Source organism: Tenacibaculum haliotis (genome assembly GCF_025215075.1).
Classification (GTDB): Bacteria; Bacteroidota; Bacteroidia; order Flavobacteriales; family Flavobacteriaceae; genus Polaribacter; species Polaribacter haliotis_B.
Window position 1 is genome coordinate 20989 of the sequence record NZ_JAOBTH010000027.1, and the last position, 14649, is coordinate 35637.

Genomic DNA, 14649 nt, shown 5'->3' on the forward strand with positions numbered 1-14649 from the left:
CATTTTAAACTGTTAAATACTACCTGGTCCAGATTGAACTACTTGTGCTTTATTCATATTACCTACTTGTAATACACACGAAGCATTGTTTCCATTAGCATAAGCATCTTGATTAACCTTAGATTGGTTGTTATTACCTATTTGATTTACTAAACTACAGTTATTACCTTCGTTTGAATATTGATCTACACATGATTTATTATCATCTCCTACTTGATTTACAGTAGATATATTACAAATTGACGCATCATCGGTAGTTGTTACTTGAGTTTCATTTGAGCTATTTCCATTACCTGTTTGATAAACCGAAGCAAAATTATGGCTACCTATTTGATCTTGTTCCACAGCATTATCATCACCTACTTGGTTAGCAAAAGCTTCACTACCACTAGATTGATTAGGTCCACTCGTTTGCTTTTGAACAACTGAGTTATTGTTACCTGTTTGATACAAAGAAGCTTGGTTATTATCATATCGTTGTTTTTGGTATGATTTGTTTCCATTTCCTATTTGTGACGCGTATGTTTCATTCCCTTCTGCCTGACCAACACCTACATCTTGTCTCGCATAGTTGTCATCACCTCTTTGCCAAATACGAGCTTTGTTGTCATTACCAAACTGCTTAATATCCGCTCCGTTTCTATAACCTGCTTGATCAGTAGACGCTAAATTACCATCCCCTCCAGGAATAAAGTTTGAGTTATCTTGTCTTATTAAAGACATATTGCTGTTTCCGTTTTGAGTTCCTTTCGCCTCATTACTATCTCCAACCTGCTGAATGTCTACTTTATTTTTTCCTATTGTAATAAAATTACTAGGCATTTGTGCTTGCTCAACTTCACAATCTGCACATGCAGGCCTCTCACTATTAACACGCTCCTCTGCATGAGCAGTTGAGAATACTGTTTTTCCTATTACACCAGTGTTACCTGTATATGTTTCAACATTTTGCGTTTGAGAAAACGCGATTCCTGTAGCTAAAAAAGCAGCTACTATTAATAATTTTTTCATAATAAAATAATTTTAAAATACGATTAATTAGTTTTTAGCACAACACAGTTACACCTATACTCTTAACGAAATATAAAACTGGAGTACCATTAAAATGCAGGGTAAAATAAAATTACTAGGGTAAAATGAATGACTAAGGAGCGTCATTTTTCATTTTCATCAACCTTAAAAAAGGCAGTTATAAAAACTATATATAGTTTGCGTGTTTAAACATAGCTAATATACAAACTATTCATCTCTATTTAAAAAGATAATTATAATCAACAAACATTTATTAATCTGTAAAATGCAAAAAAAGAAGAGAAACAAAGGGAGTTACATTCTTTTTAATTGTTTTTTTTAAAATAAAAAAAGGAGGAAAACACCCCCTTTTTTAAAGATATTTCTTCTGTTAAAAAGAGTATTTATTATCTAGTAAATAATAATTCTCTGTATTTTGTTAAAGGCCATAAATTATCATCTACAAGTAATTCTAACTTATCGCAATGGTAACGAATCTCCTCAAAATAAGGTTTTACTTTAATACAGTAAGTAGTTGCATTCTCTTGTCCTATTAACTTATTTGCTTTTTTACGCTCTTCTGTCATTTTCTCAATTTTAGAGTTTATTTCTGCAATATGTCCAGAAATTCTCTTAATCAAATCGATTTGTTCTTTTGCGTATTGCTCAAAATCTTTCCCGAAGATTTCTTTTAATCCTTTTACATTTTCTATTAATGTATTTTGATACTGAATTGCAGTAGGAATCACGTGATTTCTTGCGACATCTCCTAAAACTCTACTCTCTATTTGAATACGTTTAGAGTACTCTTCTAATTCAATTTCATGGCGGGCTGCAACTTCCACTTTATTCATTACACTCATTTCTTCAAAAAGCGAAATTGTTTTTTCAGAAATCTTTGCCTTCAATGCTTCTGGAGTCGTTTTATGATTACTCAATCCTCTTTTTTCAGCTTCCTTCTCCCATTCAGCAGCATAACCATCTCCTTCAAATCTAATTTTCTTCGATGCTTTAATATACTCTCTTAATACGTTAAAGACAGCTTCATCTTTTTTAAGATTTTTAACATCAATTAACTTATCAACTTCTATTTTAAATTCTTTTAATTGCTTAGCTATAATAGTATTTAAAACCGTCATAGGACCTGCACAATTAGACCAAGACCCAACAGCTCGTAATTCGAATTTATTTCCTGTAAAAGCAAAAGGAGATGTTCTATTTCTATCGGTATTATCTAATAATATTTCCGGAATTTTACCTACAATATTTAATTTTAAATCTGTTTTTTCTTGAGGGGATAACTTTCCTTTCGTTACATTTTCCAACTCATCTAACACTTCGGATAATTGCGAGCCTATAAATACAGAAATAATTGCTGGTGGTGCTTCATTTGTTCCTAAACGATGATCGTTACTTGCGCTTGCCATTGAAGCACGAATTAACTCTTCATAATCATGAACTGCTTTAATCGTATTTACAAAAAAAGCTAAGAACTGTAAATTTTTCATCGGCGTTTTCCCGGGGCTCAATAAATTAACTCCAGTATTTGTTGCCAATGACCAATTATTATGTTTTCCCGACCCATTAATTCCTGCAAATGGCTTTTCATGAAATAATACTTTAAATTGATGACGTTGCGATACTTTCTCCATCACATCCATTAATAATGAATTATGATCTACGGCTAAATTTGCTTCCTCAAAAATTGGCGCTAACTCAAACTGATTCGGTGCCACTTCATTATGACGTGTTTTTACAGGAACTCCTAACAACATACATTCTTGCTCCAGATCACGCATAAAACTCATCACTCTATCAGGAATCGACCCAAAATAATGATCGTCTAATTGTTGCCCTTTTGCTGATGAATGCCCTAATAATGTTCTTCCAGTCATCATTAAATCAGGACGTGCAGATACCAAAGCGGTATCAATTAAAAAATACTCCTGCTCCCACCCTAAAGTTGCATTTACTTTTGATACATTTTTATCGAAATATTTACAAACTGCTGTTGCCGCCGTATCTACAGCTTGCAAAGCTCTTAACAAAGGTGCTTTATTATCCAGTGCCTCACCGGTATAGGCTACAAAAATCGTTGGAATACATAATGTTGTACCATATATAAAGGCTGGCGATGTAGGGTCCCAAGCAGTATAACCGCGAGCTTCGAATGTATTTCTAATTCCGCCATGCGGAAAACTCGAAGCATCTGGTTCTTGCTGTACTAATTGTCCGCCATCAAAACGTTCCATTGCTCCACCACCCTCAATCGTTTCGAAAAAAGCATCGTGTTTTTCTGCTGTTGCACCAGTTAATGGCTGAAACCAATGTGTATAATGAGTAGCTCCTTTAGATAGCGCCCAGTCTTTCATGCTCACCGCAATTTGATCTGCTATTTTTCGATCAATTTTATTTCCGAATTCAACTGCATCCATCACACTTTTATACGCATCTTTTGTCATATACTGACGCATTGCTTGTTCATTAAAAACATTTTCCCCAAACAATTCAGAACGACGTCCTTTTTCTTCTATAGAAATTGATTTTCTGTGTAAAGCTTCTTTTAAAGCGTTAAATCTTAAAGTTGACATTATATAAGGTATAAATTCAATGTCAAAAATACACATTTTATTTAAAGCAACACCCCTAAATAAAATAGGGGTTAGATTAAATTAAAGTTAATTTTTAAATTTTAACCCCTATAAATTTTAATATTAAATATAAAATATTCATTTTTGCAATGAATTTAATCCTAAAATAGATTCACACAGTATCATGGCAAAAATTAAGTTAGAGTACATTTGGTTAGATGGGTATAAACCAACACAAAACCTAAGAAGTAAAACAAAGGTTGAGGAACACGAGAATTTTCAAGGAACAATTGAAGAGTTAGGAAACTGGTCTTTTGATGGTTCTTCTACAAAACAAGCTTCTGGTGGAGCATCAGATTGCTTACTTGTTCCTGTTGCAATCTACCCAGATCCTGCAAGAGACAACGGCTATTTAGTTATGACAGAAGTTATGAATGCTGATGGAACTCCGCATGAAACTAACGGAAGAGCTACTATTGATGACGATGATAATGATTTTTGGTTTGGTTTTGAGCAAGAATATTTTATTATGGATACAGCTACTCAATTACCTTTAGGATTTCCTATTGGAGGATACCCTGGACCACAAGGAATGTATTACTGCTCTGTAGGTGGAAAAAACACACACGGGAGAGATTTTGTTGAAGAACATGCTGATTTATGTATTGAAGCAGGATTAAATTTTGAAGGGATCAATCAAGAAGTTGCTTCGGGTCAATGGGAATACCAATTATTCGCACAAGGCGCAAAAAAAGCAGGTGATGAAATTTGGATTTCTAGATACTTATTAGATAGATTAACAGAAAAATTTGGTTACTATATAGAATATCATCCTAAACCTGTAAAAGGAGACTGGAATGGTTCTGGAATGCATGCAAACTTCTCTAATGAAGTTTTAAGAACTTGTGGTTCTAAAGAAGTTTATGAAACTATTTGTGAATCATTTAGAGCAGTAACAAAAGAACACATGGCAGTATATGGAGCATATAATAATGAGCGTTTAACAGGCTTACACGAAACTGCCTCTATAAACGACTTTAGCTATGGTGTTTCTGATAGAGGAGCTTCAATTCGTATTCCTATTATCACAGTTGAGAAAGGTTGGAAAGGATGGCTAGAAGACAGAAGACCTGCTTCTAACGGTGATCCTTATAAAATTGCAGCCAGAATTATTAAAACTGTAAAACCAGTAAGCGAACAATTCAAATAAATTATTTCCATAACAACACACACTAACAACAACTAAAAAGCCTTTAAATTAATTTAAAGGCTTTTTTTTATTTATTAGATCTACTTACTACTTCAAGGTTAAATAAATAAACGCAAAGTAAGACACTAACAATATAATTCCATCTTTCCAATTTAACCTTAATTTCCTAGGAAAAAACACCAATGGCAATACCGCTAATGAAATTGCTAACATCCAATAGATATCGTTATTTACCAAACTTAACGCATCCGACTTTATTTCTATCGGTGTAATCATTGCCGTGATTCCTAAAACAGCCAAAATATTAAACACATTCGAACCTATTAAATTCCCCAAAGAAATAGCTTTTTCTTTTTTTAATACCGCTATTATTGAAGCTGCTAATTCCGGAACACTTGTTCCTACAGAAACGATTGTAACACCAATAACAGCATCACTAACGCCTAAACTTTTAGCTAAATCAACTGAACCTGTTATCAACAATTCAGATCCTGCCCATAAGCAAAAACCTCCAATCGCTAAAAAAAACACAATTTTATACAACGGCAATGCTTCATCATCTTCTGGCATTTCATCTACCACTGCGGTTTTTTGAAAACGTAATAAGTAAATCAAAAACACCACTAATATTCCAAACATAATAATTCCTTCATATTGCTGAATTGTATTATCAAAAGCAATAAATAAATACAACAAAAAAGATGCAACCATCATTACTGGCCAATCTGTTTTATAAAAACTCTTTTCAACCTCTATCGTCGAAAGAATCAAAGTAATCCCTAAAACCAATCCTAAGTTTGCAATATTAGAACCAATTACATTTCCTACAGCCAAACCTGTCGCACCATTCAATGCCGATTTAATACTCACTATTAATTCAGGCGCTGAAGTTGCGAAAGAAACCACGGTCATACCAATTACAATCTTCGGTACATTTAATTTTAAAGACAAGCCTACTGCCGCTTTCAATAACCAATTACCACCAAGAACCAACAAGAACAATCCTATTACTATATATATGATACTCATCTATTATTATTTTTTGCGAAGATAGAACTTTGATATGAAAATATACAACCGTTAAAAAACATCAAAAACACAGGCGGTTCTTTTTTAAATTTTCTCTTTTTTTTATGATTGATTAAAAATCAAAAAGGCAAAAAAGCACATTTACAAAACCTATTTTCCTTTAGTTTTAAAAACTCATCACAAAAACCCCTTTATCTTATTACATATTTAAACTACTACATTAACTATAAGTTTCAATAAATAACACAAACAAAGTAAAATATGTTTTACTTTAAAACAAAAAACACTTTTTAAACTTAAATACAAATAAATTAAATCATACGAAACCTTTTGGAAGTATGATTCACTTTGATATATATTGATAAAACAATTCCGGAATCGATCAATATTAACTATTAAAAATACTAAAATCTATGATCACTATTACTCTTAAAATAATTACTATTGCAGTTAAAATTGCAACTATACTAACACTTTTATATTAATCAACTTTAAAATCACATTATAACTATGCTAACATTTATCGGAGTATTACTAATTATTACAGGGTTAACTACCATTGTATTAAATTCAATTATTAAAAACAATAAAACATTAAATTGGTTCACCCTACAAAGAAGCATCCAACTTACGGTACTCGGTGCTCTTATGAGCATCATAACAGGAATGTTTTTTTACGCTGATGCAGGTACAGCTTATGCAGTACAATATGTGTCTGGTGGAGACAAGATGATTACCACACAAGGTTTAAAACTTAAATGGTGGGGAAGAATTATTCCGCTTTCATATGAAACATCAATAAAAGATATTATTGTTGATGACGAAAGTGAACTACCAAAAAGTGACCGAGGAATTTACAATAGAAAAGCTCAAAAATGGGAATTCAGTGACGCAATTAAAGCAGAAATAAGTACTTCTGTAATTGTTGGAGTTAACATTAATGATGAAGAGGTTTTCTTGAATATGGCAGATAGAAACAGAAGTGAATCTAAATTGATTTACGGAAGAGTTTTACCTAATATTGACGCAGCTATTAAAAACACCTGTAAATTAATGGACGCACAGGATTACATTTCTGGTCAAGCATCTGATTTTGATAGATACTTTAGAGATCAATTAGAAAACGGAATGTATCAAGTAGAGCAATATTACGAAGCTGAAAATATGAACGAAATTGTAGGTGACACCACAACAATTAGAAAAATAAAAGTTGGCAAATCTAGTAAGCAAAAAAAATTCAGAATAAAAAGAAACGAAAACGGTACCATTATTAGAGACAATTCAAATACTTTAAAGCAATATGGTTTAAAAATTTACCAAGCTCAAGTAACTGGTATCGATTGGGAAGCTTCTTTTGATGAACGTTTAGATTTACAAAAAAATGAAGTTGCGCAAACACAACTAGAAAAACAACAAGCAGAACGCGAATATTATAGAGCTAAAAAAGAGGTTGCTAAAGGAGAATCTGAAAAAGCGAAAGAAAGAGCTCGTTTAGAGAAAATTCAAATTCAGCAAACCATTGAAGCAGAAACTGAAGCGAAGGTAGCTGGATTCAACTTAATAAAAGAGAAAAAACAGTTTGAAGTAGAGCAATACAAAGCTAAAAGTAAAAAAGTTGCTGCAGATGCTATGTATTATGAAAACTCAAAATTAGTTAGCGCTGGTTTAACGCCGCAAGAAAAAGCAGAATGGAATTACAAAACAGCTGTTGGTGTTGCAGAACAAATAAAAGATTTACAATTACCTCAAACCTATATTGAAGGTAGTAAAAACGGGAATAACGGAAATTTATTACAATCGTTAATTGGTGCTGATCTTGCAAAAAAAATGATGGAAAATAAAAAATAACCACATTTTCACAACAATAAGTGAAGTAATGCTTTTTACTTCACTTATTTTAACAAATTATTTTTCAGTATTTTTGAAACAGAATCAAACTTATAATGAAAAAACAATTCTTTAAATTTTTAGCTAAATTAAACAAAGCACTTTTTCCTTCTTTTACAAAAAGGGAGCTAGATATTTCTAAAGCATCAAAATTTCAATTAGCAATTATTGGATGGCGCGCTTTTGTAACCACAAATTCATTGGATTAAAATTTTACAATTATGAAAGAACACATAAAAATATATACCGGAACCACAATTTTAACAAACAGGCTTGCTTTTTTACTTGATGAAGCAAAAATAGCTACCTTAATTAAAGACAGTAAAGAATCTGGTCGATTAGCAGGATTTGGAACCACAGAAGCATCTTGCGAATTATTCATCTATAAATCTGATTCTGAGGCTGCTCAAAAAACCATAAATGACTTCAAGCAAGAACTTGGTGAATAATTAAAAAATTATTTTTAAAAAAAGTGTTTTTTTATTTTTTAGAATCAAAAAACAGCTGTATATTTGCACCCGCAAAACGGCCTCGTGGCGCAACTGAATAGCGCACTTGATTACGGCTCAAGAGGTTGCTGGTTTGAATCCAGCCGAGGTCACAATAAAAACCACATATTAATTTATGTGGTTTTTTTTATTTTAATAAAATACTTTTGTCCTTATAATATATAAACAGAATTATCTTGAATACTGTTTTTAATATATTTTAAAGTAATTAAAATATATTGAGGGTTTTTATTACAAAAAAACTGTAATTTATTGTTTTTTTATGATGTATACTTTTGTCTAACTTATAATTACCAAACCTTTTTTTGTGGTGCACCAAATAAAACCTTGATGATCTACGAGTCATTCACTTGTAAAAAACAGTACTTCTATCTTGTTTTATATTGTCGTTATAGGTTTCAAAAGCTTGAACGCGTAGAACTTATTGCCCTAATAAAAAGAACAAAATCCAGTAAAAAAATGTAAGGAAAAACGCATTAGAACTAATCATTTTACAAAATGAAAAAAATAAGAGTTTTGAATTTAATTAAGCAGATAAATAACACAACCTCTCCCTGAACGATTATCACAAATAAGTACCGTTTATTTCAAAATACAACCGATTATAATTTATCGATATTTTTACTGTTATCATGTTTATATTTGTACTATTAAAAATTAAAAAAGGTGTTAAAAAACTATACTATAGGTATTATTGATGACGATAAAAAAAGCATTGATTTACTATCTTTTTATTTAAAAGAATATTTCCCAGACCTTAAGATTAAAGCGACAGCGCAATCATTTAATGAAGGTTTATCACTTATTAACTCTGGAAACTTAGACCTTATTTTTATAGACATTCATTTAAATGATGACATTGGTTACGAACTCTTAGATATTGCGAGTACTAAATCTGCTCAAATTATATTTATATCTAGCTACGAAAAACACGCCATTAAAGTATTTAAATACAATCCTATAGATTATTTATTAAAACCTTTTGGTATTAAAGAACTATGCACTTCTGTAAATCGCGCTATTGAAGAAATTAAGCAAAAAAAAGAAGATAAAAACGAGATTAATAATCAAGAGTTTATCGCACTTCCAGTAGGAAACCTTATTAAAATGATTAAAATTAATACTGTAAAGTATGCTGAATCTAACGGGAATCTTACAAAATTCTATTTAAATGACAATACTTCTCTTATAGCTAATAAAAACATTGGTACCTATGAAGAGTTATTAGGGGATCAAAATCTATTCAGAATTCACAAAAAATACATCGTAAATTTACTACATGTAAAAACCATTCATAAATCTGATGGCTTTTATTGTGAACTAACCGACGGAACCACACTTGATGTTTCCCGAAGAAAACAAGAACCTTTGCAAAAAAAACTACTTTTAAAGTAACAACTCACTCTCCTTTAACATTTTACTCATAAAAAGGTAAAGAGCGGTATCGTTCTTTACCTTTTTTTTATGAATAATTTTTCAACATATAAAATAAACATCTCTAATTATAAACTAACCTTAATTAAAGAAGATAAATCGTTTTCGAACTACTTAAATTAATCTTTCCTCACCCTCTCTTTATACCGTTTATTTTAATATATCACCGTTAGTCATTTTACCTATTAAAAGCAATCTATTCCAACTTATTTTTGCTAATTAAATAAAACTGTTACCCCCTGATTCATCTAATATTTAATTATTAACTAATTTTTAAAACAATGAATAATTTAACTCGAAGTATCTTTAATACTTTGCGCTTTACTTCTTTAAGAACAAGTAAAGAGTCTAACTTTAAACTAATTAGAACAATACCAATTGTATTACTTCTTTGCTTAACAGCTAGTTTAACGTATGCTCAAAATTACGAGTTAGTAACAGTAAACTCTGTAGCAACAGGTAGTGGAACCAACAATGCATTATTTAATGTATCCTCTCCTACAATTCCTTTACTTGCTCATATTAGAGCTGAGAGAGTTTCTGGACCAGAAGATGGTAATTTTCAAATAAGTGGAGACAACATCAGATATACTAGTAATTCATCTGTTAGTGGAATTCCAAACAATCTGAGCCGAATTAGATTTACCTTTTTACAAGCAGATGGTATTACTCCAATACCTTTAAATGATTTTCGTTTTGTTGTTAATGATATTGATGGCCCTAACAATGAAGCCTTAGCTACCGATTGTGGTTCTAACGTACGTTTTTCAGCAACAGCAATTCCAACAAATTTAACTATTGACAATACACCTCCTGATTTAAATGCCGTAGGCTCACAAAACGAAAGCAACGGCTCTACCAGTAGGATAATGTATGAGTTTAATGACATTTCTTATGTAGAATTTGACAACTATGCAAATAGTGGCTATTTAAAAGATTTTGATTTAAATGACAATGATTTTCCCATTAGTACACCTTTATACACTGTATGTTTAGGTGACAATGATGGCGATAATATTACTGATGACATCGATTTAGATGATGACAATGATGGAATACTAGACGTTGTTGAAGCAGGCGGAAATGATCCTAACGGAGATCATGATGGAGATGGGCTACCTAACTATCTTGATATTGAAGATAACACAGGAGATCATCCTACTTATACAGCAAACGCTGATGGAACAACAACTATTTACACAGATAGTGATAGTGATGGAGTACCTGATATTTATGAAGCAAGTGCAGATGCAGATTCAATCCCAAATCACTTAGATAATGATTCTGATAATGATGGTTGTCCAGATGTTAACGAAGTTTATGGCTCAGGAACAGATACTGATTCAAATGGTTATTACGGAGCTGGAATACCTGTTGTAGATGCAAATGGTTTAGTAATAGCTGCAGGTATAACTGGGGCAACTTACAATACATTACCAAACGATCAAGATACAAATAGTGTCGATGATTACTTACAGGCTAGTATTGCTTTGGTTGGTATCACAACGCAACCTACTGATAATTTATTAGTTTCTACCAATTCTAATCAAACTTTTACCGTAACAGTAAATACTTCTGGCACAGGAACACCTGTTTCATACCAATGGCAGTTAGACTCAGGTACTGGTTTCAGTAATTTAACTAACGGAGGCGTATATAGCGGAGTTAATACACCAACACTTAGTTTAACAGGTGTTACAAATACTATAGACGGATATTCTTATAGAGTTGTTTTAACAACCCCATCATATATATGCGATACTGATTATACTAGTACTGCAGCAATAATAACTTTTGATTCAGACGGTGATGGTGACCCTGACACAACAGACCCCAATCCTTCTGACCCTTGTGATTATACACCAGGAAGTATTGCTGATACAAATGATGCCGTTTGGCAAGATGGAGACTGTGATGGTGATGGTGTAACAAATGGAGATGAAGATAACGATGGAACGGATCCTAAAGACGATTGTTCTTTCTTAACGGGAAATATTTCTATTACTGTTACCTCTACAAGTGATTGTGATGGTGATGGTGTTACTAATGCTGATGAAGATAACGATGGAACGGATCCTAAAGATGATTGTTCTTTCTTAACGGGAAGTATTTCTGTTGCTGTTACCTCAACAGGTGATTGTGATGGTGATGGTGTTACTAACGCAGATGAAGATAACGACGGAACGGATCCTAAAGATGATTGTTCTTTCTTAACGGGAAATATTTCTGTTGCCGTTACCTCAACAGGTGATTGTGATGGCGATGGTGTTACAAACGCAAATGAAGATAACGACGGAACGGATCCTAAAGATGATTGTTCTTTCTTAACGGGAAGTATTTCTGTTGCAGTTACCTCAACAAGTGATTGTGATGGTGATGGTGTTACTAACGTAGATGAAGATAACGATGGAACGGATCCTAAAGATGATTGTTCTTTCTTAACAGCAAGTATTTCTGTTGCCGTTACCTCAACAAGTGATTGTGATGGTGATGGTGTTACAAACGCAGATGAAGATAACGACGGAACAGACCCTAAAGACGATTGTTCTTTCTTAACGGGAAGTGTTTCTGTAGCCATAACCTCAACAGGTGATTGTGATGGTGATGGTGTTACAAACGCAGATGAAGATAACGACGGAACGGATCCTAAAGACGATTGTTCTTTCTTAACAGGAAGTGTTTCTATTGCCGTTACCTCAACAGGTGATTGTGATGGTGATGGTGTTACTAATACTGATGAAGATAACGACGGAACGGATCCTAAAGATGATTGTTCTTTCTTAACAGGAAGTATTTCTATTGCCGTTACCTCAACAAGTGATTGTGATGGTGATGGTGTTACTAACGTAGATGAAGATAACGATGGAACGGATCCTAAAGATGATTGTTCTTTCTTAACTGGAAGTATTTCTGTTGCTGTTACCTCAACAGGTGATTGTGATGGCGATGGTGTTACAAACACAGATGAAGATAACGACGGAACGGATCCTAAAGATGATTGTTCTTTCTTAACAGGAAGTGTTTCTATTCCCGTTACCTCTACAGGTGATTGTGATGGTGATGGTGTTACTAATGAAGATGAAGATAACGATGGAACGGATCCTCTAAGTAGTTGTTCATTCAATAACGGAAGCATTACTTTACCAGTTACATCAACAGGTAATTGTGATGAAGATGGAGATGGAGTTACCAACAGCGATGAGATTGCTGACGGAACAGACCCAACAAATCCATGTGAATTTAATCCAGCACACATTACGCTTACCCCTAGTTTAGCATGGAGTAATGGTGATTGTGATAATGATAACGTATTAAACGGAGAAGAATTTATTCATGGAGATACCGATGGAGATGATATTCCTGATTATTTAGATACTGATGATGATAATGATGGTATAGATACTGTAAATGAAGATTATAGCGATACAGATTTATCTGATGGAAATGTTGATGCTACAGGAGATAACGATCCTACAAATGATGATTCAGATAATGATGGAACTCCAGATTATTTAGATGAAGATGATGATGGTGATGGTATTTTAACTGTTGATGAAAATCCAGATCCTAACAATGATGGTAATGGTTTTGGTAACGATGCTTTTGATAGTGATGGTGATACCCTTTCTGATTATTTAGAGGTTAATGATATCGATTTATCAAATGATACTGATGAATTAGAAATATTCAATGCAGTAACCCCAGATGGTGACGAAAACAATGGCGTATTTACAATTCGTAATATTGAATTGTATCCAAACAATGAGTTACATGTTTATAATCGTTGGGGAGTAGAAGTTTACAATACAAAAGGCTATGGACAAGATGGAAAATACTTTTCAGGAGAATCTGGTGGTCGTATAACTATTCAACAGAATGAAAAATTACCTGTTGGAACTTACTTCTATGTATTATCATATAAAAACAATCAAGGAACAACAAAAAAGAGATCTGGTTATTTATATATCCAACGCTAAAAATTAAGAAAGGAAGTAGCATTCTTAAAAATGCTACTTCCATATCAATTTAAAAAAAAGAATCATTATAATGAAAAATATATTCTTAACATTAGTACTTATTATTACCTCGGTCTTTTGTACCGATGGTTTTGCTCAACAAGACGCTCAGTATACGCAATACATGTATAATACGATAGGCATAAACCCTGCCTATGCAGGTCAAAGAGGTGCTTTAAGCATCTTAGCCTTACATCGTTCACAATGGGTTGGTTTAGATGGTGCTCCAAAAACTCAAACTTTAAGCGTGCACTCTCCTATTGGAGTATCACAACAATTAGGTTTAGGTTTATCAATAATCAACGATAAAATTGGCCCTACTCAAGAAACAACAATTAGTGCAGATTTTTCTTATACAATTCCGGTATCTGAAAACGGTAATTTATCATTCGGTCTTAAAGGTACTGCGCATTTATTAAATGTAGATTACAATAAATTAAACATTTATAACCCAGGTGATAATTTACTAAACGAAAACATTAATGAATTTTCTCCTAACGTAGGTTTAGGATTGTACTATCGCCATGCTGATACTTGGTATTTAGGCTTTTCAGTTCCTAGCTTGCTAGAAACGGATCATTTAGATAATCAATCGCTATCTACGTCAAAAGAACGTATGAATTTTTACCTAACAGGTGGTTACGTATTTAACTTAAGCGAAAACACAAAGTTCAAACCTGCTTTTTTAACCAAAGCAGTTTCTGGAGCTCCTTTACAAGTTGATTTATCAGCTAATTTTATGTTGCATGAAAAATTTATTTTAGGAACAGCTTATAGATGGAGTGCTGCTTTTAGTGGAATGCTTGGTTTTCAAGTAAATGATCAATTTTTAGTTGGTTTTGCTTATGATCGTGAAACAACTGAGCTTGGTAATGCGCAGTTTAACGATGGTTCTTTCGAATTATTTCTTCGATTTGAATTGCAAAAAATAGGTAAAATATTTTCTCCAAGATTCTTATAAA

Annotated in this window: 10 protein-coding genes and 1 tRNA gene; 8 read left to right on the forward strand and 3 right to left on the reverse strand. The window is 32.7% G+C overall.

Annotation, left to right across the window (positions count from 1 at the left end; translation table 11 throughout):
* Positions 1-12 precede the first annotated feature (12 nt).
* Both N2251_RS07745 and N2251_RS07750 read right to left on the reverse strand, forming a co-directional pair.
* Entirely contained in the window at positions 13-1011 is a 999-nt protein-coding gene (locus tag N2251_RS07745; protein WP_260586178.1) for a hypothetical protein, read from the reverse strand.
* Positions 1012-1418: 407 nt separating this feature from the next.
* Positions 1419-3602, reverse strand: coding sequence for a glutamine synthetase III family protein (locus tag N2251_RS07750; RefSeq protein ID WP_260586179.1), 2184 nt, complete (start codon positions 3600-3602; stop codon positions 1419-1421).
* A gap of 184 nt (positions 3603-3786) precedes the next feature.
* Here N2251_RS07750 and N2251_RS07755 point away from each other — a divergent pair, with 184 nt between their 5' ends.
* On the forward strand, positions 3787-4812 hold the full coding sequence (locus N2251_RS07755) for a glutamine synthetase beta-grasp domain-containing protein (RefSeq protein ID WP_260586180.1): 1026 nt from the start codon (positions 3787-3789) through the stop codon (positions 4810-4812).
* An 87-nt stretch (positions 4813-4899) separates the two neighbouring features.
* Here the strand turns inward: N2251_RS07755 and N2251_RS07760 are convergent, their stop codons facing one another.
* Complete coding sequence (locus tag N2251_RS07760) at positions 4900-5841, reverse strand: calcium/sodium antiporter (protein WP_260586181.1); 942 nt, start codon at positions 5839-5841, stop codon at positions 4900-4902.
* A 510-nt stretch (positions 5842-6351) separates the two neighbouring features.
* On the opposite strand from N2251_RS07760, the gene N2251_RS07765 reads away from it, so the two are divergent.
* The 7 genes from N2251_RS07765 to N2251_RS07795 all read left to right on the forward strand — a co-directional run bounded on the left by N2251_RS07765 (position 6352) and on the right by N2251_RS07795 (position 14648).
* Positions 6352-7689, forward strand: coding sequence for an SPFH domain-containing protein (locus N2251_RS07765; RefSeq protein ID WP_260586182.1), 1338 nt, complete (start codon positions 6352-6354; stop codon positions 7687-7689).
* Positions 7690-7784: 95 nt separating this feature from the next.
* The gene (locus tag N2251_RS07770) at positions 7785-7937 is read left to right on the forward strand and encodes an SsrA-binding protein (RefSeq protein WP_260586183.1); all 153 of its coding nucleotides are present in this window, start codon (positions 7785-7787) and stop codon (positions 7935-7937) included.
* 12 nt (positions 7938-7949) lie between these two features.
* Positions 7950-8177, forward strand: coding sequence for a DUF2007 domain-containing protein (locus N2251_RS07775; RefSeq protein WP_260586184.1), 228 nt, complete (start codon positions 7950-7952; stop codon positions 8175-8177).
* A gap of 78 nt (positions 8178-8255) precedes the next feature.
* A tRNA-Arg gene (locus tag N2251_RS07780) sits at positions 8256-8329 on the forward strand.
* 574 nt (positions 8330-8903) lie between these two features.
* On the forward strand, positions 8904-9632 hold the full coding sequence (locus N2251_RS07785) for a LytR/AlgR family response regulator transcription factor (RefSeq protein WP_260586185.1): 729 nt from the start codon (positions 8904-8906) through the stop codon (positions 9630-9632).
* Positions 9633-9952: 320 nt separating this feature from the next.
* The gene (locus N2251_RS07790) at positions 9953-13648 is read left to right on the forward strand and encodes a T9SS type B sorting domain-containing protein (RefSeq protein ID WP_260586186.1); all 3696 of its coding nucleotides are present in this window, start codon (positions 9953-9955) and stop codon (positions 13646-13648) included.
* Positions 13649-13718: 70 nt separating this feature from the next.
* Positions 13719-14648 carry a PorP/SprF family type IX secretion system membrane protein gene (locus N2251_RS07795; protein WP_260586187.1) on the forward strand — a complete coding sequence of 310 codons (930 nt, stop codon included), beginning with the start codon at positions 13719-13721 and terminating at the stop codon, positions 14646-14648.
* Position 14649 lies beyond the last annotated feature (1 nt).

What these genes read in the sequence shown, in the direction of transcription:
- N2251_RS07775 (WP_260586184.1), top strand. Translation starts at nt 7,950, where the DNA reads ATGAAAGAACACATAAAAATATATACCGGAACCACAATTTTAACAAAC.
- N2251_RS07750 (WP_260586179.1), bottom strand. Translation starts at nt 3,602, where the DNA reads ATGTCAACTTTAAGATTTAACGCTTTAAAAGAAGCTTTACACAGAAAA.
- N2251_RS07770 (WP_260586183.1), top strand. Translation starts at nt 7,785, where the DNA reads ATGAAAAAACAATTCTTTAAATTTTTAGCTAAATTAAACAAAGCACTT.
- N2251_RS07745 (WP_260586178.1), bottom strand. Translation starts at nt 1,011, where the DNA reads ATGAAAAAATTATTAATAGTAGCTGCTTTTTTAGCTACAGGAATCGCG.
- N2251_RS07765 (WP_260586182.1), top strand. Translation starts at nt 6,352, where the DNA reads ATGCTAACATTTATCGGAGTATTACTAATTATTACAGGGTTAACTACC.
- N2251_RS07760 (WP_260586181.1), bottom strand. Translation starts at nt 5,841, where the DNA reads ATGAGTATCATATATATAGTAATAGGATTGTTCTTGTTGGTTCTTGGT.
- N2251_RS07790 (WP_260586186.1), top strand. Translation starts at nt 9,953, where the DNA reads ATGAATAATTTAACTCGAAGTATCTTTAATACTTTGCGCTTTACTTCT.
- N2251_RS07755 (WP_260586180.1), top strand. Translation starts at nt 3,787, where the DNA reads ATGGCAAAAATTAAGTTAGAGTACATTTGGTTAGATGGGTATAAACCA.
- N2251_RS07795 (WP_260586187.1), top strand. Translation starts at nt 13,719, where the DNA reads ATGAAAAATATATTCTTAACATTAGTACTTATTATTACCTCGGTCTTT.